The sequence below is a fragment of the Amycolatopsis ponsaeliensis genome (assembly GCF_030182635.1).
GTDB lineage: Bacteria > Actinomycetota > Actinomycetes > Mycobacteriales > Pseudonocardiaceae > Amycolatopsis > Amycolatopsis ponsaeliensis.
On sequence record NZ_JAPZLD010000022.1, the window covers coordinates 1 to 21,007 of the forward strand.

17 protein-coding genes and 1 pseudogene are annotated in these 21,007 nt (G+C 72.0%); 13 read left to right on the plus strand and 5 right to left on the minus strand.

Annotation, left to right across the window (positions count from 1 at the left end; genetic code table 11):
- Nucleotides 1–168: 168 nt before the first annotated feature.
- From QQ657_RS29630 to QQ657_RS29645, 4 genes and pseudogenes are all read left to right on the plus strand, one after another.
- Nucleotides 169–4,590 (plus strand): annotated as a pseudogene (locus QQ657_RS29630) (acyltransferase domain-containing protein); the annotation flags it as partial.
- Nucleotides 4,590–6,167 (plus strand): acyl-CoA carboxylase subunit beta, encoded by a 1,578-nt coding sequence (locus QQ657_RS29635; protein WP_284745544.1) that lies wholly within the window; start codon nucleotides 4,590–4,592, stop codon nucleotides 6,165–6,167. The pseudogene QQ657_RS29630 and the gene QQ657_RS29635, both read left to right, overlap by 1 nt.
- Before the next feature lie 11 nt (nucleotides 6,168–6,178).
- Nucleotides 6,179–7,147: an alpha/beta hydrolase gene (locus tag QQ657_RS29640; RefSeq protein ID WP_284745545.1), complete on the plus strand. Its 969-nt coding sequence runs from the start codon at nucleotides 6,179–6,181 to the stop codon at nucleotides 7,145–7,147.
- 30 nt (nucleotides 7,148–7,177) lie between these two features.
- A complete protein-coding gene (locus tag QQ657_RS29645; RefSeq protein WP_284745546.1) occupies nucleotides 7,178–8,392 on the plus strand; it encodes a lipase family protein in 1,215 nt (404 codons plus the stop codon).
- Between the two features lie 5 nt (nucleotides 8,393–8,397).
- Here QQ657_RS29645 and QQ657_RS29650 read toward each other — a convergent pair whose 3' ends face one another.
- Nucleotides 8,398–9,057, minus strand: a complete 660-nt coding sequence (locus QQ657_RS29650) for a cutinase family protein (RefSeq protein ID WP_284745547.1) — start codon at nucleotides 9,055–9,057, stop codon at nucleotides 8,398–8,400.
- Between the two features lie 174 nt (nucleotides 9,058–9,231).
- Nucleotides 9,232–9,897 carry a TetR/AcrR family transcriptional regulator gene (locus QQ657_RS29655; RefSeq protein WP_284745548.1) on the minus strand — a complete coding sequence of 222 codons (666 nt, stop codon included), beginning with the start codon at nucleotides 9,895–9,897 and terminating at the stop codon, nucleotides 9,232–9,234.
- Nucleotides 9,898–10,000: 103 nt separating this feature from the next.
- Between QQ657_RS29655 and QQ657_RS29660 the strand changes: the two genes are divergently transcribed.
- Complete coding sequence (locus QQ657_RS29660) at nucleotides 10,001–11,134, plus strand: PucR-like N-terminal domain-containing protein (protein WP_284745549.1); 1,134 nt, start codon at nucleotides 10,001–10,003, stop codon at nucleotides 11,132–11,134.
- A gap of 3 nt (nucleotides 11,135–11,137) precedes the next feature.
- Here the strand turns inward: QQ657_RS29660 and QQ657_RS29665 are convergent, their stop codons facing one another.
- A complete protein-coding gene (locus tag QQ657_RS29665; protein ID WP_284745550.1) occupies nucleotides 11,138–12,196 on the minus strand; it encodes a coiled-coil domain-containing protein in 1,059 nt (352 codons plus the stop codon).
- An 86-nt stretch (nucleotides 12,197–12,282) separates the two neighbouring features.
- Nucleotides 12,283–13,137, minus strand: coding sequence for an SDR family oxidoreductase (locus QQ657_RS29670; protein ID WP_284745551.1), 855 nt, complete (start codon nucleotides 13,135–13,137; stop codon nucleotides 12,283–12,285).
- 118 nt (nucleotides 13,138–13,255) lie between these two features.
- Here QQ657_RS29670 and QQ657_RS29675 point away from each other — a divergent pair, with 118 nt between their 5' ends.
- The 8 genes from QQ657_RS29675 to fgd all read left to right on the plus strand — a co-directional run bounded on the left by QQ657_RS29675 (nucleotide 13,256) and on the right by fgd (nucleotide 19,851).
- Nucleotides 13,256–13,660, plus strand: a complete 405-nt coding sequence (locus tag QQ657_RS29675; RefSeq protein ID WP_284745552.1) for a winged helix-turn-helix transcriptional regulator — start codon at nucleotides 13,256–13,258, stop codon at nucleotides 13,658–13,660.
- A 168-nt stretch (nucleotides 13,661–13,828) separates the two neighbouring features.
- The gene (locus QQ657_RS29680; protein WP_284745553.1) at nucleotides 13,829–14,596 is read left to right on the plus strand and encodes an SDR family oxidoreductase; all 768 of its coding nucleotides are present in this window, start codon (nucleotides 13,829–13,831) and stop codon (nucleotides 14,594–14,596) included.
- A complete protein-coding gene (locus QQ657_RS29685; protein ID WP_284745554.1) occupies nucleotides 14,593–15,471 on the plus strand; it encodes an SDR family oxidoreductase in 879 nt (292 codons plus the stop codon). Before QQ657_RS29680 ends, QQ657_RS29685 begins: the two co-directional genes overlap by 4 nt.
- On the plus strand, nucleotides 15,471–16,211 hold the full coding sequence (locus tag QQ657_RS29690; RefSeq protein WP_284745555.1) for an enoyl-CoA hydratase family protein: 741 nt from the start codon (nucleotides 15,471–15,473) through the stop codon (nucleotides 16,209–16,211). The genes QQ657_RS29685 and QQ657_RS29690 overlap by 1 nt, the downstream gene beginning before the upstream one ends.
- A complete protein-coding gene (locus tag QQ657_RS29695; protein ID WP_284745556.1) occupies nucleotides 16,201–17,064 on the plus strand; it encodes a CoA transferase subunit A in 864 nt (287 codons plus the stop codon). The genes QQ657_RS29690 and QQ657_RS29695 overlap by 11 nt, the downstream gene beginning before the upstream one ends.
- A complete protein-coding gene (locus QQ657_RS29700) occupies nucleotides 17,061–17,792 on the plus strand; it encodes a CoA-transferase subunit beta (protein WP_284745557.1) in 732 nt (243 codons plus the stop codon). The genes QQ657_RS29695 and QQ657_RS29700 overlap by 4 nt, the downstream gene beginning before the upstream one ends.
- Complete coding sequence (locus QQ657_RS29705; RefSeq protein WP_284745558.1) at nucleotides 17,789–18,844, plus strand: NAD(P)H-dependent flavin oxidoreductase; 1,056 nt, start codon at nucleotides 17,789–17,791, stop codon at nucleotides 18,842–18,844. The genes QQ657_RS29700 and QQ657_RS29705 overlap by 4 nt, the downstream gene beginning before the upstream one ends.
- A gap of 2 nt (nucleotides 18,845–18,846) precedes the next feature.
- A complete protein-coding gene (gene fgd / locus QQ657_RS29710) occupies nucleotides 18,847–19,851 on the plus strand; it encodes a glucose-6-phosphate dehydrogenase (coenzyme-F420) (RefSeq protein ID WP_284745559.1) in 1,005 nt (334 codons plus the stop codon).
- Here fgd and QQ657_RS29715 read toward each other — a convergent pair.
- Entirely contained in the window at nucleotides 19,848–21,002 is a 1,155-nt protein-coding gene (locus tag QQ657_RS29715; protein WP_284745560.1) for an acetyl-CoA C-acetyltransferase, read from the minus strand. The two genes, fgd and QQ657_RS29715, sit on opposite strands and share 4 nt — an antisense overlap.
- Between the last annotated feature and the right edge of the window lie 5 nt (nucleotides 21,003–21,007).

The window sequence follows — 21,007 nt, forward strand, 5'->3', positions numbered from 1 at the left end:
GGGGCGGGGGCGCCCGGGGGGGGGGGGGGGGGGCCGGCCCCCGCGCGCGGCGGGCGCCCGCCCCCCCCCGCCGGGGGGGGGGGGGGGGCCGCCCGGGGCTGTGGGTTCTTCAAACCCCCCTCTAAACCCGTTTAACCCCCCCCCCGACCCTCGGGTGCGGACCCGCGGGTGGTCTTCGTGTTCTCCGGCTACGGCTCCCAATGGTCCGGCATGGGCCGCCTCTTCCTCCGGTCCGAACCCGCCTTCCGCGCCGAGGTCGAAGCGCTCGATCCAGTCTTCCGTGCCGAAACCGGGTCCTCCCTGCGCGACCTCCTCGACCGCGAACCCGAGGACCTCGCCACCACTCAGCTCGCCCTTTTCGGCATGCAACTCGCGCTGGCCGGGCTCTGGCGGGCCCACGGCGTCACCCCCGCCGCGGTCCTCGGCCACTCCATGGGCGAGGTCGCCGCGGCCGTCGTCGCCGGGGCTCTTGACCTCGCCGACGGCCTGCGGGTCATGACCACCCGGGCCCGGCTGCTCGCCGAACTCGACCAAAGCGGGGACGGCGCCATGGCCGTCGTCGAACTTTCGCCACAGGAACTGGCCGAGTTCCCCGAAGTCACCGTTGCCGTGTACGCCTCGCCCACCCAGTGCACCGTCAGCGGCGCCGCGGACCAGGTCGACGCCCTCGTCGCGCACGCCGAAAGCCTGGGCAGGCTCGCCCGGCGGCTCCCCGTCGGCGGTGCCGGGCACTCCGCCGCCGTCGACTCAGTGCTCGACCGGTTCCGCGCCGACCTCGAACTTCAGCCCAGAGAGCCGGAAGTCCCCTGCTACACAACAGTTCTCGACGATCCCGAAGAGACACCGTCCTTCGACGTCGAGTACTGGGCGGCGAACCTGCGCCGTCCGGTGCGGTTCAGCCAAGCTCTCGCCGCCGCCGCGAAGAACGGGCACACCGTGTTCGTCGAAGTGTCGCCGCACCCGGTCGCCCTCGCCGCCGTCGAACAGACCACCGGTGCTCAGGCCCTGCCGTCGGCGAGCCGACGGATCGACGAACGGACCGCCTTCCTCACCAGCCTCGCCCGGCTGCACGTCGGCGGCCGTCCCGGCGTGCTGGCCGCCCGGCCCCGGACGGCCCTGGTCGACCTGCCGGGCCCGGTCTGGCGGCACGAGCAGTTCTGGCCGAAGCGCCGCGCCCAGGCTCAGGGCAGCCACCCCCTCCTGGGTGTCCACATCGAACACCCGGACGGCCACCTCTGGCGGGGTGACGTCGGCACCGAAACCCTTCCCTGGCTCGCCGACCACACCGTGCGGGGGACGCCCGTGTTCCCCGCCACCGGCTTCCTCGAACTGGCCCTCGCCGCCGCGCGCACCGGCCGGATCCGCGACCTCGAACTGCGGGAAGTCCTCCCGCTCGACGCACACACCGAGGTGACGACCAGCCTCACCGGCACCGAGTTCGGCGTCCACGCGAAGTCTGCGAAGGGCGAGTGGGTCCGCCACGCCACGGCCCGGATCGAGACCGGCGGAACGCCGTCGGCGCCGTTCGGCGAGGTCGATGGCGAGCCCCTGGACCTGTACCGCCTCCTGACCGACTTGGGCCAGGACTACGGCCCGGCCTTCCGCGGCCTGCGTCACGTCCGCGCCGCCGACGGAAAAGCGTCGGCGGCGATCGCCCCGCCCGACGCCGACCACCCCGCCTACCTGCTGCACCCCGCCCTCGCCGACGCCTGCCTGCACGCGCTCGCCGCGGCCGTCGGGGACGCGGACGCCCTCTATCTGCCGCTCACGATCGGCGAGGTGGTGCTCGCCGGCGAACCACGCCGCGGCGTGCGCGTGGACGCCGTCCTGACCTCGAAAGACCCGTCCGGTGACGGCCTGCTCGGCAGCGTCCAGCTCGTCGACGCCGACGACGTCGTCCTGGCTGAGTTCCGTGACGTCTACTGCCGCCGCTTCCGTGACGCCGCGCTGGACCGGCTCCTGTTCGAGGCGGCCTGGCAGCCCGCCGACCTGCCCGCCGCGCCGGAGCGGACCGGCCGCTGGATCGTGCTGTCCGAAGAGGACGGCGACCTCGTCAGCGCCCTGCTCGGTGATCGGGCCGCGCTCGCGAAGCTGCTGCGCGACGGCGAAACGAGCGGCGTTCTGGTCCTGCTCGGCGGCGGGACCACGCCGGATCCCGGGCGGGCCGCCCGGCTGGTCGCCACGCTGTCCGGGGTCGTCGCCGAGCTGGCCGAATTGGCGGCGCCGCCGCGGTTGTGGCTGGTCACGACCGGAGCGCAGAGTGTCGAGCCCGGTGAGTACGGCGCACCCGACCTGGCCGCCCTGCGCGGGTTCGTCCGCGTGCTCGCCTTCGAACACCCGGAACTGCGCGTGAGCGCGGTCGACTTCGACGCCGGCCCGGACCCGGCCCGGCTGTGGGTCGGCCAGCTGCGCGACGAGGTCCACGCCGACCGGCCGGACGACGAGGTCGCCTGGCGCGAAGGCGTCCGGCACGTGCGGCGGCTGGTCCGGCCCGAGCCGGGGGACGCGGTGCGCGAGCCGGTCCGCGACGGCGCCTACGTCATCACCGGCGGGCTCGGCGGCCTCGGCCTGGTCGCGGCGAAGTGGCTGGCCGGACGCGGCGCGACGCGAGTGGTGCTGAACGGCCGTCACGCGGCCCCGGCACCGGACCTGGGGATCGACGTCCGCGTCGTCGCCGGCGACATCGCCGAGCCCGGCACGGCCGAGGAGCTGGTCGCGACGGCGGTCGAAGGAGGCGTGCCGCTGCGCGGGGTGCTGCACGCCGCCGGGGTCCTGGCCGACGGCGGCGCGATCGGCCTGGACGCGCACGCGCTCGACGCCGTCTGGCGGCCGAAGGCGCTGGGTGCCTGGCGGCTGCACCAGGCGACCGCCGGGCACGACCTCGACTGGTGGCTCGTGTATTCGTCGGCGGCCGCGCTGTTCGGCTCGCCCGGTCAAGCCGCCTACGCGACGGCGAACGCGTGGGCCGACGCCCTGGTCGCGTGGCGCCGGGCCCAGGGCCTCCCGGCGGCGACGATCGGGTGGGGCGCGTGGGGCGAGGTCGGCGCCGCGGCCGGGTCGCGCAACCCGGTGCTCGAACCGCTCGGCACCGAGGAAGCGCTGTCGGCACTGGATGTCGTCCTCGCGCGCGACCGCGCAGCGACCGGCGTGGCCCGCGTCAACGCCGAAACCGTGCTGGAGCTGTTCCCGCGACTGGCCGACCGGCCGTTCTTCGGGTTGTTCGCGCCGCGCACCGGACCGTCCACTTGGGACGGCATGGACGCGCTTCGCAAAGCGCCGCCGGAAGCCGCGCGCAAGGCGATCGCCGATCACCTGGCCGGGCTCGTCGCGGGCCTGCTGGGCTACGCCGAGGTCGATTGGGACGTGCCGCTCACCCGGCTCGGGCTCGACTCGCTGTCGGCGATGCGCGCGCGGGGTGCGGTGGAACGCGACTTCGGCCTGCCACTGCCGATCCCGCTGCTCCTGCGCGGTGCCAGCCTGGCCGAGCTCGCCGGTCACCTCGCCGAGCAGGCCGGCTTCGGACCGGCGAAAGCCGGGCCGGTCACCGCGGGGCCACGCGACCCCGCCGAGCGGTGGGTCGCCCGCCACTGGCGGGCCGAGCTGGGCGGCCCGCAACCCGGCGTGCACGACGACTTCTTCGCCGTGGGCGGCGATCCCGAACGCGCTCGGCGGCTGCGGGCGGTGTTCGCGGAGCAGCTGGGCGCGGTGCCCGCGGTGGAACGGCTGTTCGCGACGCCGACGGTCGCGGCGATGGCCGACCTGCTGCGCGCGGAACTGGAAGGCCACGGCGGCGGCCCGGTGCGGCTGCTGCGCGACGGCGTCGGCGAGCCGGTGTTCCTCTTCCACCCGGCCGGCGGCCCGACGAGCGTGTACCGCGAGCTGGTCCGGCTGCTGCCGGAGGGGCACCCGGTGTACGGGTTCGAGCGGATCGACGACGAGGACACGGTCGAGGCCAAGGCCGCGTGCTACGTCGAGCTGATCCGGGAGATCCAGCCGCAGGGCCCGTACCGCCTGGGCGGCTGGTCGTTCGGCGGCTGCCTGGCGTACGAGACGGCGCGGCGGCTGGACGGCCCGGTCGACCTCGTGGTCCTGATCGACACGATCCTGCCGCTGCCGGCGCCCGGGAAGCCGGCCGACCTGCTGCTGGACCGCTTCGACCGGTTCGCCGAGCACGTGTCGAAGACCTACGGCGTCCCGTTCGCGATCCCGCGTGACGAGCTGGCCGGGCTGGACGAAGACGCCCAGATCCGCCGGGTCCTCGACCGGCTGACCGAGCAGGTGCCCGACCTCGGCGCCGGCGTCCTGCGCCACCAGTACGAGTCCTATGTGGACGCACGGGTGGCCGAACGGTACACGCCGGAGCGGTACGACGGGCGCGTCCTGTTGCTGCGAGCGCAGGATCCGCATCCGCTGACGACCACTTTGGACCCGCGCTACCTGCGCACCGACGACACCCTGGGCTGGGACGAGTACTGCCCCGCCCTCGAAGTGGCCCGCGTCCCGGGCGACCACGTGTCGATGATCGACCCGCCGCACGTGACGGCGCTGGCGGCGGAACTGGCGGCCCGGCTCGGAGTGGGGGTGCGGTGATGGACGATCTCACGCCGACGACGGCGTTCCGGATCGCCGACCTCGCGGCCAGACAGGACGAAGCCGTCCGGATCGCCGAGAAGCGTGCGGTCGACCGGCAGCACACCAAGGGCAAGCTCACCGCCCGCGAGCGGATCGGGCTGTTGCTCGACCCCGGTTCCTTCGTCGAGCTCGACCAGTTCGCGCGGCACCGGTGCGGCGAGTTCGGGATGGACGCCAACCGGCCCTACGGCGACGGTGTCGTCACCGGGCACGGGACGGTCGACGGCCGGCAGATCTGCGTCTTCTCGCAGGACTTCACCGTCTTCGGCGGCAGCATGGGCGAGGTCTCCGGCGAGAAGGTCCTCAAGGTGATGGACCTGGCCATGTCCCTCGGCTGCCCGGTCGTCGGGATCAACGACTCCGGCGGCGCGCGCATCCAGGAAGGTGTCGTCTCGCTGGCCTACTACGCCGAGCTCGGCCGGCGCAACGCCCATGCCTCCGGGGTCGTCCCGCAGATCTCGATGATCATGGGCCCGTGCGCCGGCGGTGCCGTCTACGCGCCGGCCATCACCGACTTCACCGTGATGGTCGACGAGACCTCGCACATGTTCGTCACCGGGCCGGACGTCGTGCACGCCGTCACCGGCGAGCGGGTCACCGCGCAGGAACTCGGCGGCGCGGCCGTGCAGAGCGAGGTCGCCGGCAACGCCCACCACCGGGCCGCCGACGAGCAGGACGCCATCGAGTGGGTGCAGACGCTGCTCGCCTACCTGCCCCCCAACAACCTCGACCCCGCCCCGGACTACGCCGACGACACCAGCGCCGTCGTCACCCCGGCCGACCTGGCGCTCGACCGGCTGGTGCCCGACTCGCCGAACCAGACCTACGACATGGCCGAGCTGATCGCCGCGCTGGTCGACGACGGCGACTTCACCGAGGTGCACAGCGCTTTCGCGGCCAACATGATCTGCGCTTTCGGCCGGATCCAGGGCCGCACGGTCGGCGTCGTCGCCAACCAGCCGCGCCACCAGGCCGGCGTCCTCGACATCGACGCGTCGGAAAAGGCCGCGCGGTTCGTGCGCTTCTGCGACGCCTTCTCGATCCCGCTGCTGACGTTGGCCGACGTCCCCGGCTACCTGCCGGGCAGCGACCAGGAACGTGGCGGCATCATCCGCCGCGGCGCCAAGCTGATCTACGCCTACTCCGAAGCCACCGTGCCGAAGGTGACCGTGGTGGTCCGCAAGGCCTACGGCGGCGGCTACGCGGTGATGGGCTCCAAGCACCTCGGCGCCGACGTGTGCCTGGCCTGGCCGACCGCGGAGATCGCGGTGATGGGCGCGGAGGGCGCGGTGCAGGTGCTCTACCGCCGTGAGCTGGCCGGACTCCCGCCGGAGCGGCGAGCCGCGGCGCGAAGACGGCTCACCGAGGAGTACCGCAAGCGCCACACCGGCCCGTACCTGGCCGCCGAACGCGGCTACGTCGACCAGGTCGTGGCGCCGTCGCAGACCCGGCTGCAGGTCGCGCGAGCCCTGCGGACGCTGCGCACCAAACGCCAGACCCTGCCGGCGAAGAAACACGGAAACATCCCCCTGTGAAGGAGACTTCGATGAGAGCCACCCTGCTGATGCTGGCCGTCGTGGTCCTGGTCGCCAGTGGCGTCACCGCCGCCCAGGCGAGCACCGCCGTGGCCGACGACGGCGCGAAAGTCGTCCAGGAAACCTGGCTCGACGCCCGGACCGTCGACCTGAAGATCGACTCCCCGGCGCTGGGCACCACCGGGATGGTCCGGCTGATCGTGCCGTCCGGGTGGGCCGCGCAGCCCAGCCGGACGTGGCCGGTGCTGTTCCTGCTGCACGGCTGCTGCGAGCCCGTCGACTACAAGTCGTGGGACCAGTTCACCGATGTGAAGGCGTTCACGGCGACCAAGGACGCCCTGGTCGTGATGCCGACGGACGGCCCGGCCGGGATGTACACGAAGTGGTGGAACTTCGGGTTGTCGAGCAAGCCCGACTGGGACACCTTCCACACCGCGGAGGTCCGCCAGATCGTCGAACGCGGGTACCACGGCGGCACGCGCCGGGCGATCGCCGGGCTGTCGATCGGCGGCTACGGCGCGTTCGCCTACGCGTTCCAGCACAAGGGGATGTTCGCCGCGGCGGCGTCCTACAGCGGCGTGCCGAACACGCTCTACCCCGGGATCCCGGTCTGGATCATCGGCATCCTGGCCCGCGCCGGGATCTTCAACTACCTCAACCTGTGGGGCGACTCCTTCGGGATGCAGCCGATCTGGTCGTCGCACAACCCCTACGACCACGTCCAGGACCTGCGCGGCATGGCGCTCTACCTCTCCTGCGGCAACGGGCAGACCGGGCCGCTCGACCCACCGGGGCAGTCCGACGTGCTGGAACCGTCGGCGCTGCTGTCGTCGCAGAGTTTCACCGACAAGCTGCGGCAGGCCGGCATCCCGGCGACCGTCGACTACTACGGCCCGGGCACGCACAGCTGGCCGTACTGGCAGCGTGCCCTGCACAACTCGTGGCCGGTGCTCGCCGGCGCGCTCGGCCTCCCCGCCTGAGCGCATTCCCTTTCCCCGATGGAGGTTGTGGTGAAGTCTGTCCTCTTGCGACGCGTGCTGTCCGCGCTCGTCGGCGTCTCCCTGGCGGCGCTGGGCGTCGTGGCGGCGAGCCCGCCCGCCGGCGCGGTGGCGGCGCCGATCCTGCCCGGCCCGTTCGACGACTCGTTCTACACCGCGCCGTCGCCGCTGCCGGCCGGGAAGCCCGGTGACGTCCTGCGCTGGCGGCCGACGGTGCCGCTGCTGAACGCCGCCAACGCCGACGCCTGGCAGGTCATGTACCTCTCGACCAACGCGCAGGGCCGGCCGGACGCGGTCACCGGGACCGTCCTGGTGCCGAAGGGCAAGGACCCGGCGCAGGCGCCGATCGTCGGCTACGCGGTCGGCACGCAGGGCCCGGCGTTCAAGTGCACGGCGTCCAAGGCGATGGAGCGGGGCACGCTGTACGACCAGCCCGCCATCAACGACTCGCTGTCCAGCGGTTACGCCGTCGCGGTGACCGACTACGAGGGCTATTCGCCGACGACCGTGCCGACTTACATCACCGGGCAGTCCATGGGCCCGGCCGTCATCGATTCCGTGCGGGCGGCGCAAAACCTGCCGTCGGCGCGGCTGGCGAAGTCCGCGAAGGTGATCTTCCAGGGGTACTCGCAGGGCGGCGGCGGATCGATGTGGGCGGGGGAGAAGCAGCCCACGTACGCGCCGGAGCTGAACGTGGTGGGCGTCGTCGCGGGCGGGGTGCCGGCCGACCTGACCGAGGTCGCCAAGGGACTCGACGGCTACATCGGCTTCGGGTTCCTCGCGTTCGCCGCGGTCGGGCTCGATGCCGCGTACCCGGATTTGAAGCTCGACGCGTTCCTCAACGACACCGGCCGTCAGCAATTGGGCGACGCCAAGAAGAACGCCTGCGTCGCGGAACTGCTGCTGAACTACCCGTTCAAGAAGATCAGCGACTACACGACGACGAACCCGCTGACCACGCCGCAGTGGCAGGCGCGGCTGGCGCAGAACAAGCTGGGCGCGAACCCGCCGCGGGTGCCGGTGTTCCAGTACCACGCGAGCACCGACGAGATCGTCAACACGCCGCAGGCCGAGGCACTGCACCGGGCGTACTGCGCGGCGGGTGTCCGTGAGCAGTGGCAGACGTACGTTTCCGACCACGCCACGGGCATTCTCGCCGGGAACGCCGACGCCCACCAGTGGATCGTCAAGCGGTTCAGTGGTGCGTCGGCGCCGGCCAACTGCTGAGGACTTCAGACCTTGGTCGCGGCGAACGCGGCCGCGTCGGCGGCGTCCGAGCCGTAGCTCAGGTGGGCCAGGATGTTCGCCCCACCGGACTGGCAGACCGGGTCGCCGTCGGCGCAGTAGTCCTTGGTGCGGCTCTGGTACGGCCCGGTCACCTGCCGGCCGATCGCGCGGATCGGGTTGCCGAACAGCAGAATCGCCGCGATCCGCGACGCCAGGTCCGCCGGGATGGTCGCGACGATCGGGCCGCCGACGACCGCGCCGTCGCTGCTGACGCCGATCGAGTTGTCGACGACGTTGGCGCCCTGCGAGTAGCCGACCAGCACGAACCGCTGCCGCGGGCAGGCCGCGGCCTGCGCCTTGACGTGGTTCACCAGGTCGGTGTTGCCCTTCTGCACCGACGCGGGCTCGCCCAGGTCGGCCGGGTAGTTCACGGGGTAGCTGCTCAGCGAGCGGGGCCGCAGCGAGTTCTGCAGGGCCTGGTAGACGGGGTCGCCGACGATGAGGCCGAGCGTGCCGGGCTCGAACGTGCCGCGGGCGACCGGCACGTCGATGTCGGTGCAGGGCGCGGCCGACGCGACCGGTGCGGTGGCGACGGCGAGCCCGGCCGCGGCGAGGCCGACCGTGACGGCGGAGGAAAGCAGACGGGACCTGGAAACGCGAATCATGGATGTTCTCACCTCTGCTGGCGGAGAAACCGGAATGCCCGCAAACGCTTTCCCGAAAGGGGATCGTATGCGGAGTCACGGCAGCGTCGCAGCCATTGTCGAGTCGAGGCAAGAGCGGTTTTCCGCCGGTGCGAACAATTGTTCAGCCGGTGACAAACAGTCCGATGTGGACGCTCAGGTGACGCGCTGCCCGGCGTCGACGCGGTCCAGCAGCGCGGGGTCGAGATTGCGCAGGGCGGCCATGACGAACCCGGTGGCCAGTTCGCCCGCCGCGATCGGGTCGACACCGGGGGAGTGGGAGACGTGCATCGCGGCCCGGCCGACCAGGCCGACCATCATCGCGGCGAGCAGGTCCGCGCCCGGGCCCGGCGTGCGGCCGTGGGCGAGCAGGTGCTCCCGGATCCGGTCGACGACGTGCGTGGTGACGGTGTCGGCGAGGGCGCGGCGCTCGTCCGACATCTCGTCGACGGCGGAGTCGAACAGCATCCGGAAGCCGGCCGGGTGGGCGCCCGCGTAGCTGAACATCGCCATCACGGCGAGCCGGACGCGTTCTTGGAGGGGGCTCGTGCTCGCCGTTTCGTAGGCGGTGAGCACCCAGGTGCGCACCGCCGCGACCTCCCGCGTCACGGTGGCGCGGAACAGGGCCGCTTTGTCGCCGAAATGCGCGTACAGCGTCGGTTTGGTGGAGTCGGCGCGCTCGGCGATCAGGCCCATGGTGGCCTGGGCGTACCCGCGTTCGGCGAACACGGCGCGGGCGGCGTCGAGCAGTTCGTCGTCGGTGGGCCGGGCGGCCGGGCTCCGGCGGGTGCTGGATCGATCAGGGAAACGCGGCCGGCTCATAGCGGTGTACTGTACGGTCTCGCTGCTTTACCGCCTGGTAAAGCTCACCCGCCCCCGTGGAGGGAACCTGGTGTCCGGCGACGGTGCTCGGCAGCAAGTCCCGGTGACGCGTGAAGTGTTCGGACGGACGGAACTCGCCGCACTCATGCGTCCGGCGGTGCCGGCGCTGGTGGACTGGATCGTCCGCGAGGTGTGGCGCGAGGTCCCGGTGTACGCCCGGCACGGCAGCGTGACCCGCCACGGCGTCGAGTGCGCGGTGGCCCTCTTCGTCGACCTGGTCGAAGATCCGCTCGCGCCCAGGGACCGGCTGTACGAGACGTGCCGCCGCCTCGGCGCGGGCGAGGCGTACGAGGGCCGGACGCTCGACGACCTTCAAGTGGCGTACCGCGTCGGCACGCGTGCGGGCTGGCGCTGGATCATGCGCCTGGGCCGGCGGCACCGGCTGCCGTCGGCGGTGATGGCGAGCCTGGCGGAGATGCTGTTCGGCTACGCGGACGAGCTGGCGCGGATGTCGATCCGCGGGCACCGCGAGGCGCAGGCGGAGCTCGACGGCACGCGGGCGGGCCTGCGCCGTCGCCTGCTGCGGCTGGTGACCGGCCCGGTGGCGGTGACGGACGCGGTCCTCGCCGAGCTCGCGGTGGCGGCCGGCTGGCCGGTCCCGGACGAGGTGGCCGCGGTGGTGCTGGAATCCGCGGTCTCGCCGTGCTGGGACCTCGACGTCTTGGCGGACCTCGAGGCGCCGCAGCCGTACCTGCTGATGCCGGCCCCAGTGGACGCGCGGTTCTTCGCCACGCTCGGCGTCCGTGCCGCGGTGGGCCCGCCGGTTTCCCCGACGGCCGCGGCGCATTCCCTGCGCTGGGCCCGGACGACGCTGCGGCTGGTGGACGACGGCGGCCTGCCGGACGCGCCGGTGACGTGGTGCGCGGAGCACCTGACGACGCTGTGGCTGCTCTGCGACTCGCCCCTGACGGACCAGGTGGCCCGGCAGGAGCTCGCCCCGCTGGACGGGTTCCCGGACCGCACCCGGCGGCGGCTCGGCGAGACTTTGCTGTCGTGGCTGCAGAACGGCGGCAACTCGGAGAAGATCGCGGTCGACCTGTCGGTGCACCCGCAGACGGTGCGGTACCGCGTGCGTCAGCTGAAGCAGGCGTTCGGCGACCGGCTGGACGATCCCGAGGCGCGGTTCGCGATGCAGGCGGCGTTGCGCGCGTCAGTGCTGCGTTCCCGTGGTGCGTGACCGTCAAGCCGACCGGAAGAGCAGCAGGCCGTTCACGCTCAACGTGCACGCTGTCGGCGAGCCGCCGGTGGCCAGTGACCGCGTGAGCCGGATTCCCGGCGCTCCGGCGCCCAGGGTGTGGCCGTCCGGCGCGCCCCACCTGGCCGGCGCGACCGGTTCCGGTGCACCCGGTCCGAGCAGGGTCAGGTGGAGGGGCACGGACAGGACCGGTTCGGCTCGCACCGTCACCGTCACGTCGTGGGTGCCGGGCCGAGGGGGCGACGCTCCTTCCCAGGACACCGACAGCGGCCCGAACCGGACCGGTCCGGGCCCGGACGGGCGGATCGCCAGCCGGCCGGTGGTGACCAGGCGATCGTCGGAGCCGGCCTCTTCGGGTTCCAGGAAGTCCATGGCCGGCTCCGGAACGCGGCCGGAGCCGAGGGCATCGGCGAGGTCACGGGCTTCGGCGAGCAGGCCGAGGGCGAGTTCCGACACCTCCGACGCCGCGTCCAGGATCTCTTCCGCCAGCTCGGTGATCCGCTCCTCGCGCCGGGACCGGAAGACCGGGCGGCCAGACCGCGCGAGCTGCTCTCGTGCGCGTTCGTAGACTTCGGGGCCCACCAGCGGCATCGTGCCGATCAGCGCCTCGAACGCGGTTTTGTGCAGCAGGCCCAAAGCCGTGCGGGCCACCTCGGGGCGGCCGAGGGCGATGGCGCACAGCACCAGATACCGCTCGGCCACCGCGACCTGCAGCGGGGACCGCGCCGAGGCGCCGGCGTCCCGGAACAGGTCACGCGCACGGACCACCTCGTCCGCCCGGGCGCGCGGGTCGGTGGTCGCGCCCGCGTCGAGCAGGGTGCGCAGACCGGCGCCGATCGCGGCCGAATATCGCTGCTCCAGCACCTGATCCAGCTGGCTTTCGATCCCGGCCAGCTTCTCGGCCAGCCGGTCTTCGCTGGCCGAGAGGGCACCGACCAGCTCGGCGGACAGGCTGCCGAGCTCCTGGTTGCCGGTGAGGGCGCCGATCACGCCGGAAACTCCGTACTTCGCGGCGATCATCGTGATCGCGGTCAGCGGCTCCACCGGGCACAGCCTAGAGACCCGCTGCGGACGGTGTCCGCGAAACCGTGAAGGCCCTCCTCATCGGACCGGTGAGGAGGGCCTGCGCCTCAGTTCTTGACCAAGGCAGTGACGGCTTCGGCCAGGGGCGTCGTCGGGCGGCCGATGAGGCGGCTCAGGTCACCGGACGTCGAGGCCAGCTCGCCGTCGGCGATGCCGCGGTCGGCGTCGGCCAGCATGGCCGCCACCGGCTCCGGCAGGCCCGCGCCGACGAGCACCTTCCGGTACTGCCCGACCGGCAGGTCCTGGTATGTGACCTCCTTGCCCGACGCGGCGGTCACCGCGGCGGCGAGGTCGGCGTAGCTGAACGGCTCGTCGCCGGCCAGCTCGTACGCCTTGCCTTCGTGGCCTTCGCCGGTCAGGACCTCGACGGCTGCCTCCGCGAAGTCGGTCCGCGGGACGGCGCCCAGCTTGCCCTCGCCGGCCGCGCCCGCGAACGACCCGACCGCCAGCGCCTGACCGATCGTCTGCGCGTAGTTCTCGGTGTACCAGCCGTTGCGCAGGAACGTGAACGGCAGGCCCGACGCGCGGATGATCTCCTCGGTGGCCTTGTGGTCGGGCGCGAGCGACAGCTTCGTCGTGTCGGCGAACAGGACGCTCGTGTACGCGAGGTGGCCGACGCCGGCTTCGCGGGCGGCCGTGACGACGGCTTCGTGCTGAGCCAACCGCCCGCCGGGCGTGCTGCTCGAGATCAGCAGCACCTTGTCCGCGCCGGCGAACGCCGCGGCGAGGCTCGCCGGGGCGTCGTAGTCCGCCCGGCGCACCTGCACACCACGCGCGGCGAACTCTGCGGCCTTCTCCGGATCGCGCACGGCCGCGACGACCTCGGCGGCCGGCACCTTCTTCAGGAGGCCTTCCACGACCAGGCGGCCGAGCTGGCCGGTGGCACCGGTGACCACGATCATCTGTTTCTCCTCGCTGCTGGACTGCTTACCAACAGAGTGTACTAACTTTGAGAAAGTGCAAACTCTTGGTGAGCATCCTCACCTGGGCTTCCGTGGTCGGCGAGGTACCGTTGACGGCATGAGCGAGGCGCCGGAGTGGCTGGACGAGCACGGGCAGGTGGTGTTCGACGTGTTCGCACAGGCGTGCACGTCCCGGGCGACGCTCGAGCACATCACCGGCCGGTGGGGGATCCTCGCGATGGCCGCGCTCCACGACGGCACGCTCCGGTTCAACGCCCTGCGCCGCCGAGTGTCGGGTGTGAGCGAGAAGATGCTCGCCCAGACACTGCAGGCCCTCGAGCGCGACGGTTTCGTGCACCGCGAGGCACAGCCGACGATCCCGCCGAAGGTCGAGTACAGCTTGACGCCGCGCGGCCGCCGGACGGCGGCGCTGCTGCTGGCGCTCATCCAGGACGTCGAGGGGCAGATGCCCGAGGTCATGGCGGCCAACTCGGAGTACGACGCCGCGAAGCGCGAGTCGTAACGCGTTCTAGTCTGCATCCCCGGGTCTGTTGGCAAAGTCTTGAATGAGTCATTCAGGACCTCCGAAGACCTGAATGACTCATTCAAGACTTCTCGCGCCCCGGCCGCCGGCGCCGGGCGACGGTGTGCACGCCTTGCCCAAAGTTGGAACGTGTTCTAGTTTTGTGACGTGAAGACCGATCTGGGCCTGTCCGGTGCCGTCGTGCTCGTCACCGGCGGCGTGCGCGGTGTGGGCCGGGGCATCACCGACGTGTTCCTCGCCCACGGCGCCCACGTCGTCACCTGCGCCCGGCGCGAGACCGCCACGACAGCCGAGTTCGTCCAGTGCGACATCCGAGACGATGCCCAGGTCGCGGCCCTGATCGACGGGATCGTCCAAACGCACGGCCGCCTCGACGTCGTCGTCAACAACGCCGGTGGTGCCCCCTACGCCCCCGCCGCCGACGCCTCGCCGCGCCTGCACGAGAAGATCGTCCAGCTGAACCTGCTGGCTCCGCTGCTGGTCTCCCAGAAAGCCAACGCCGTCATGCAGCGTCAAGACGGCGGCGGCTCCATCGTCATGATCTCCAGCGTCAGCGGCACCCGTGCGTCGCCCGGGACCGCCGCCTACGGCGCCGCGAAAGCCGGGCTCGACAACCTCACCGCCAGCCTTGCCGTCGAGTGGGCGCCCAAGGTGCGGGTCAACGCGCTGGACGTCGGCATGGTGCGGACCGAGCAGTCCCACCTGCACTACGGCAGCGAAGCCGCGGTCGAAGCGGTCGGCAAGACCGTGCCGCTGGGCCGGCTCGCCGAGCCCGAGGAGGTGGGCGCCTGCGCCGCGTTCCTCGCCTCCGGCCTGGCTTCCTACGTCTCCGGCGCGACCCTGCGCGTCCACGGCGGGGGTGAGGTCCCGGCGTTCCTCGCCGCGGCCGACGTCAACCAACGGGAGGATTCGTGAGCAGGTTGTGCCAGGACCGGGCGGTCGTGGTGACTGGCGCCGGCCGCGGCATCGGGCGGGCGCACGCGCTCGCCTTCGCCGCCGAGGGTGCGCTGGTGGTGGTGAACGACGTGGACGGGGACGCGACCGCCGGCGTCGTCGCCGAGATCGAGGCGCTGGGCGGCAAGGCTGTCGCGAACACCGACGACGTCGCCGGCTGGGCCGGGGCGAAGCACCTCGTCGACACTGCGCTGGAGCACTTCGGCCGCCTCGACGTGCTGGTCAACAACGCGGGGTTCGTCCGGGACCGGATGCTGGTCAACCTCGGCGAGGACGAGTGGGACGCGGTCGTGCGCGTGCACCTCAAGGGCCACTTCGCGCCGCTCAGGCACGCCGCCGAACACTGGCGCGCCGAAGCGAAAGCCGGGCGGACGCCGCACGCGCGCGTGATCAACACCAGCTCCGGCGCCGGCCTCCTCGGCAGCGTCGGCCAAGGCAACTACTCCGCGGCGAAGGCCGGTATCGCCGGACTGACCGTCGTGGCCGCGGCCGAGCTGGCGCGCTACGGGGTGACGGTGAACGCGATCGCGCCGGCCGCGCGGACCCGGATGACCGAGGCGGTGTTCGCGTCGATGGCCCGCCCGGACGACGGCTTCGACGCGATGGCCCCGGAAAACGTCTCGCCGCTGGTCGTCTGGCTCGGCAGCGAAGAGTCCGCGCATGTCACCGGCCGCGTCTTCGAGGTCGAGGGCGGCAAGGTCGCCCTCGCGCAGGCGTGGCGCCACGGCCCGGCCACCGACAAGGGCGCCCGCTGGGACCCGGCCGAACTCGGCCCGGTGGTGAAGGACCTGCTCGAGCAAGCGCCCGAGCCCGAACCCGTCTACGGAGCGAGCTGATGGGCATCCTGACCAAGCGCGACGGTCACGTCGAGGTGATCACCGTCGACTTCCCGCCGGTGAACGCGCTGCCCGTGCAGGGCTGGTTCGACCTCGCGGACGCGCTGAAGAAGGCCGGCGAAGACCAGGACGTCCACGTCGTCGTGCTCCGCGCGGAAGGCCGGGGCTTCAACGCCGGCGTCGACATCAAGGAGATCCAGCGCAGCGCCGGGTACGACGCGCTCGTCGGCGCGAACCGGGGCTGTTACGCCGCTTTCGGCGCGGTCTACGACTGCGCGGTGCCGGTCGTCGCCGCGGTGCACGGCTTCTGCCTCGGCGGCGGCATCGGCCTGGCCGGCAACGCCGACGTCGTCATCGCCTCCGACGACGCCACCTTCGGCGTCCCGGAGGTCGAACGCGGTGCCCTCGGCGCGGCCACGCACCTCGCCCGGCTGGTGCCGCAGCACCTCATGCGCACCCTCTACTTCACCGCGCGCACCATCACCGCCGCCGAGCTGCACACGCACGGCTCGGTCTACCAGGTCGTGCCCCGCGCCGAGCTGGACGACGCCGCGCTGGCCGTCGCCCGCGACATCGCGAAGAAGGACCCGCGGGTCATCCGGGCGGCGAAGGAAGCCCTGAACGGCATCGACACCCAGCAGGTGCACCGCAGCTACCGGTTCGAGCAGGGATTCACCTTCGAGCTGAACCTGCTCGGCGCGTCCGACGAAGCCCGCGAGGAGTTCTTGAATGGCCGATAAGCGCACGACCGCCGACGACGTCGCGGCCGAGCTGACGGACGGCATGACCATCGGCATCGGCGGTTGGGGCTCCCGGCGCAAGCCGATGGCGCTGGTCCGCGCGATCCTCCGCACGCCCGTGAAGGACCTGACCGTGGTGTCCTACGGCGGCCCGGACGTCGGCCTGCTGTGCGCGGCCGGCAAGGTGAAGCGCGTGGTGTTCGGGTTCGTCACGCTCGACTCGATCCCGTTCGACCCGTGGTTCGGCCGCGCCCGCGAGACCGGCGCGATCGCCGTCACCGAATACGACGAAGGCATGTTCGGCGCCGCGCTTTCCGCTGCGGCGCAACGGCTTCCGTTCCTGCCGATGCGCGCCGGGCTCGGTTCGGAGGTGATGCGTGCCAACCCGGACCTGCGGACCGTGCGCTCGCCCTACGCGGACGGCGAGGAGCTCGTCGCGGTTCCCGCGCAGCACCTCGACGTCGCGCTCGTGCACCTCAACCGCGCCGATGCCCGCGGCAACGCGCAGTACCTCGGCCCGGACCCGTACTTCGACGACCTGTTCTGCCTGGCCGCTTCGAAGAGGTTCGTATCGGTCGAAAAAGTCGTCGAGACCCCGGACTTGCTGGCGGGCGGGCCGGTGCAGTCGCTGCTGCTCAACCGCGGCGCGGTCGACGGCGTCGTCGAGGCACCCCGCGGCGCGCACTTCACCACGGCCGTGCCGGACTACGGCCGCGACGAACGGTTCCAGCGCCACTACGCCGCCTGCGCCAAGGATCCCGACGCGTGGCCGGGGTTCGTGGACCGGTTCCTCTCCGGCGGCGACGAGCAGTATCTGTCCGAAGTGGACAAGTTCGAGGCGGAGGTGGCATGAGCGCGACCCGGGCCGAGATCGCCGTCGTGGCGGTGGCCGAGCTGTTCCGCGGCGACGGCGAGATCGTCGTCAGCCCGATGGGCCTGGTCCCGCAGCTCGGCGCGAAGCTCGCGCGGCTGACGTTCGAACCCGACCTGCTGATGTCCGACGGCGAGGCGTACCTGGTCACCACCGACGGCGTCGTCGAGGGCTGGCAGCCGTTCCGGAAGATGCTCGACACGATCGTCCCGCACGGGCGGCGCCACGTCGTCATGGGCGCCAACCAGGTCGATCGCTACGGCAACCAGAACATCTCCGCCATCGGCGACCACGCGCGGCCGAAGAAGCAGCTGCTGGGCGTGCGGGGCGCGCCGGGCAACACCGTCAACCACCGCACCAGCTACTGGGTTCCCCGGCACAGCGCCAGGGTCTTCGTGGACACAGTGGACGTCGTGTCGGGCGTGGGCTACGACAACGCGGCGAAGGCGGGCCCGTCGGCCGAGAAGTTCCACGACGTCCACCGGGTCGTCACCAACCTCGGCGTGTTCGACTTCGCCACGCCCGACCACTCGATGCGGGCGGTGTCGCTGCACCCGGGCGTGACCCAGGACGAGGTCGCGGCGGCGACGACGTTCGAGATCGACTTCGGCAGCGTCGTGACCAGCCGTGAGCCGAGCGACGAAGAACTGCGGCTCATCCGCGAGGTCGTGGACCCGAAGAGCCTGCGCGACAAGGAAGTCCCGGCGTGAAGACGGCGTTGACGGAGCTCGTCGGCATCGAGCACCCGGTCGTGCAGACCGGGATGGGCTGGGTCGCCGGCCCACGGCTCGTCTCGGCGACCGCCGAGGCCGGCGCGCTCGGCATCCTGGCCTCGGCCACGATGACCTACGGCGAGCTGGAAGCCGCGATCGAGGAAGTCAAGAAGCGCACGGAGAAACCGTTCGGGGTGAACCTCCGCGCCGACGCGGCCGACGCCGGCGACCGCGTCGACCTGCTGATCCGCGAGGGCGTCAAGGTGGCGTCGTTCGCGCTCGCGCCGCGCAAGGAGATGATCGCCAAGCTGCGGGACCACGGGATCGTCGTCATCCCGTCCATCGGTGCCGCGCGCCACGCCGAGAAAGTCGCGGCGTGGGGTGCGGACGCCGTCATCGTCCAGGGCGGCGAAGGCGGCGGGCACACCGGGGGAGTGGCGACCACGCTGCTGCTGCCCTCGGTGCTGGACGCCGTCGACATCCCGGTCGTCGCCGCCGGCGGGTTCTTCGACGGACGCGGGCTGGCTGCGGCCCTCGCGTACGGCGCGGCGGGCGTCGCGATGGGCACCCGGTTCCTGCTGAGCAAGGAGAGCACGGTCCCCGACGACGTCAAGCGCGTCTACCTCGAGCAGGGTCTCACCGGGACGGTCGTCACCCGGCGCGTCGACGGCCTGCCGCACCGCGTGCTGCGCACCGACCTCGTCGAGAAACTCGAACGAACCGGCCGGCTCCGCGGCCTCGCGCAGGCCGCGCGCAACGCTCTCCGGTTCCGGAATATCACCGGACTGTCCCCGGTTGCCATGGTCAAAGAAGGCTTCGCGATGAAGCACGGCAACGATCTGACCTGGAGTCAGCTGGTCATGGCGGCCAACACCCCGATGCTGTTGCGGGCGGGGCTGGTCGAGGGCCGGACGGACGCGGGAGTGCTAGCGTCGGGACAGGTGGTGGGCATGATCCACGACCTGCCCACGGTGGCCGGGATCGTCGAGGGCACAGTGGCCGAGGCAGGTGAGATCCTGCGGCGACTCGGCCGGGAAACGGGAGGATGAGCGTGGCGCTCAAGGTCGGTTACAAGGCGTCGGCGGAGCAGTTCGGACCGCGGGACCTGGTCGAGTACGCGGTGCGTGCCGAAGAGGTCGGCCTCGACTCGGTCTGGGTGTCGGATCACTTCCTGCCGTGGCGCCACGAGGGCGGGCACGCGCCGTGGGCGCTGGCGTGGATGCCGGCGGTCGCCGAGCGCACGAAGCGGGTGCAGATCGGCACGAGCGTGCTGACCCCGACGTTCCGGTACAACCCGGCCGTGATCGCGCAGGCGTTCGCGACGATGTCGCTGCTGTCCGGCGGCCGCGTGATCCTCGGCGTGGGGTCCGGCGAGGCACTGAACGAGATCGCCGTGTCGGGGCGCGAGTGGCCGGAGTTCAAGGAGCGCTTCGCCCGGCTGCGCGAGTCGGTCAAGCTGATCCGCGAGCTGTGGACCAGCGACAACGTGAACTTCGACGGCGAGTACTACAAGCTGGTCGACGCGCGCATCTACGACCGCCCGGAGCAGCCGGTGCCGGTGTACATCGCCGCAGGCGGCCCGGTGGTGGCCAAGTACGCGGGCCGGTCCGGCGACGGGTTCATCTGCACGTCCGGCAAGGGCATGGACCTCTACACGGAGAAGCTGATGCCCGCGGTGGTCGAGGGCGCCGCGGCGGCCGAGAAGACCGTCGAGGACATCGACCGGACCATCGAGATCAAGATGTCGTACGACCGCGACCCCGAGAAGGCGCTGGAGAACACGCGCTTCTGGGCGCCGCTGTCGCTGTCGGCGGAGCAGAAGCACAGCGTCACGTCGGCCGACGAGATGGAGCGGCTGGCCGACGAGCTGCCGATCGAGCAGGTCGCCAAGCGCTGGATCGTGGCGTCCGACCCGGACGAGGCCGTGGCCCAGATCAAGCCGTACCTGGACGCGGGCCTCAACCACCTCGTCTTCCACGGCCCGGGCCACGACCAGGAGCGGTTCCTGACCCAGTTCTCCGAGGACGTGCTGCCGAAGCTGCGCGCTCTCGGCTAAGACAGCCGTTCGATGATGGTGACGTTGGCGGTGCCGCCGCCTTCGCACATCGTCTGCAGGCCGTAGCGGCCGCCGCGGCGCTCCAGTTCGTGCAGGAGCGTCGCGAGGAGCTTCGTCCCGGTCGCCCCGATGGGGTGACCGAGGGCGATGCCGCCGCCGTTGACGTTGACCCGCGACGGGTCCGCGCCCGTTTCGTCCAGCCACGCCAGCACCACGCTGGCGAAGGCCTCGTTGACCTCGAACAGGTCGATGTCGTCGATCGCGAGCCCGGTTTTACGGAGCGCGTAGGACGTCGCGGGGATCGGGCCGGTCAGCATCCACACCGGGTCGGCCGCGCGGACCGACAGGTGGTGGATGCGCGCCCGGGGCGTCAGGCCGTGCTCCTTCACGAACGCTTCGGAAGCGACCAGAGCCGCGCTCGCGCCGTCGGAGATCTGGCTGGCCACCGCCGCCGTCAGACGGGACTCCGGAGCAAGCGGTTTCAGGCCGCGCATGCGCTCCAGCGACGTGTCACGGCGCGGGCCCTCGTCGTGCTTGAAGCCGTCGACCGGCGCGATCTCGGCGTCGAATCGGCCCTCGTCGATGGCGGCGAGAGCCCGCTGGTGGCTGCGCAGCGCGTATTCCTCCATCGCGGAGCGGCTGATGTCCCAGTGCGCGGCGATCATGTCGGCGCTGCGGAACTGCGACACCTCGACACTGCCGTAGCGCTCCTGCCAGCCCTTCGAGCCCGAGAACGGGTCGTCGAAGCCGTACTCGCGCCCGGCCAGCATCGCCGCGCTGATCGGGATGCGGCTCATGTTCTGCACGCCGCCGGCCAGCACGAGGTCCTGCGTCCCCGACATGACGGCCTGCGCCGCGAAGTGCACGGCCTGCTGGCTCGACCCGCACTGCCGGTCGATCGTCACGCCGGGCACGTGGTCCGGGAACCCGGCCGCCAGCCACGCCGTGCGCGCGATGTTGCCCGACTGCGGGCCCAGGGTGTCCGTGCAGCCGAGGATGACGTCGTCGACGAGGTCCGGGTCGACGCCCGCGCGCTCGACGACCGCCCGGATGACGTGCGCGCCGAGGTCGGCGGAGTGCCACCCGGACAGCGCGCCGCCGCGCCGGCCCACGGGCGTGCGGACCGCGTCGAGGAGGAAGGCTTCGGGCACAGGAG

Coding starts and splice junctions, on each gene's coding strand:
- QQ657_RS29690 (WP_284745555.1), top strand. CDS start 15,471: ATGGGCATCCTGACCAAGCGCGACGGTCACGTCGAGGTGATCACCGTC.
- QQ657_RS29700 (WP_284745557.1), top strand. CDS start 17,061: ATGAGCGCGACCCGGGCCGAGATCGCCGTCGTGGCGGTGGCCGAGCTG.
- QQ657_RS29650 (WP_284745547.1), bottom strand. CDS start 9,057: ATGATTCGCGTTTCCAGGTCCCGTCTGCTTTCCTCCGCCGTCACGGTC.
- QQ657_RS29675 (WP_284745552.1), top strand. CDS start 13,256: ATGAGCGAGGCGCCGGAGTGGCTGGACGAGCACGGGCAGGTGGTGTTC.
- QQ657_RS29635 (WP_284745544.1), top strand. CDS start 4,590: ATGGACGATCTCACGCCGACGACGGCGTTCCGGATCGCCGACCTCGCG.
- QQ657_RS29655 (WP_284745548.1), bottom strand. CDS start 9,897: ATGAGCCGGCCGCGTTTCCCTGATCGATCCAGCACCCGCCGGAGCCCG.
- QQ657_RS29695 (WP_284745556.1), top strand. CDS start 16,201: ATGGCCGATAAGCGCACGACCGCCGACGACGTCGCGGCCGAGCTGACG.
- QQ657_RS29670 (WP_284745551.1), bottom strand. CDS start 13,137: ATGATCGTGGTCACCGGTGCCACCGGCCAGCTCGGCCGCCTGGTCGTG.
- QQ657_RS29640 (WP_284745545.1), top strand. CDS start 6,179: ATGAGAGCCACCCTGCTGATGCTGGCCGTCGTGGTCCTGGTCGCCAGT.